Annotated in this window: 1 protein-coding gene and 1 pseudogene; both read right to left on the bottom strand. The window is 54.8% G+C overall.

Features of this window, described 5'->3' with window-relative positions; translation table 11 throughout:
- Nucleotides 1-69: 69 nt before the first annotated feature.
- Nucleotides 70-182 (bottom strand): annotated as a pseudogene (locus ACIPZE_RS19885) (beta-ketoacyl synthase N-terminal-like domain-containing protein); the annotation flags it as partial.
- A 111-nt stretch (nucleotides 183-293) separates the two neighbouring features.
- Nucleotides 294-484, bottom strand: a 191-nt coding sequence (gene acpP, locus ACIPZE_RS19880) for an acyl carrier protein (protein ID WP_400774781.1), incomplete at its 5' end; no start/stop codon positions are given.

Below are 484 nucleotides of genomic sequence, written 5' to 3'. Positions count from 1 at the left end.
GCCGCGCCCAGTTCCCCCCCTACGCCGCCCGCCCCGCGCTTTGCCGCTGCCCACAGGTCCGTGTGTTCCCGCAGACCAATGCCACTGCGGCCAGCCAGAATGCCCTGCCAACTGCTCGGCACATCCGTGCCCAGTGGCGACAACATACCCATACCGGTGACTACGACGCGTCTACGCGACACAGCACTCTCCTTTTTCAAATGACGACGACTTTGCATCAGACCTAAAGAAAAAACCGCACGCCATGATGGCAGTGCGGTTTTTCCATGACAGCAAACAACGATTACAAGCTATTACGCCTGATGGTTAGTAACGTAATCGATTGCAGCTTGTACAGTAGTGATCTTCTCAGCTTCTTCGTCAGGGATTTCGGTCTCGAATTCCTCTTCCAGAGCCATCACCAGCTCAACGGTGTCAAGGGAGTCGGCACCCAGGTCTTCTACGAAGGAAGCGGTGTTAAACACTTCTTCTTCTGTAACACACA

This window comes from Pseudomonas sp. NPDC089741 (assembly GCF_044748825.1).
Lineage (GTDB): Bacteria > Pseudomonadota > Gammaproteobacteria > Pseudomonadales > Pseudomonadaceae > Aquipseudomonas > Aquipseudomonas helmanticensis.
This window is presented reverse-complemented; position numbering and strand designations above follow the sequence as displayed.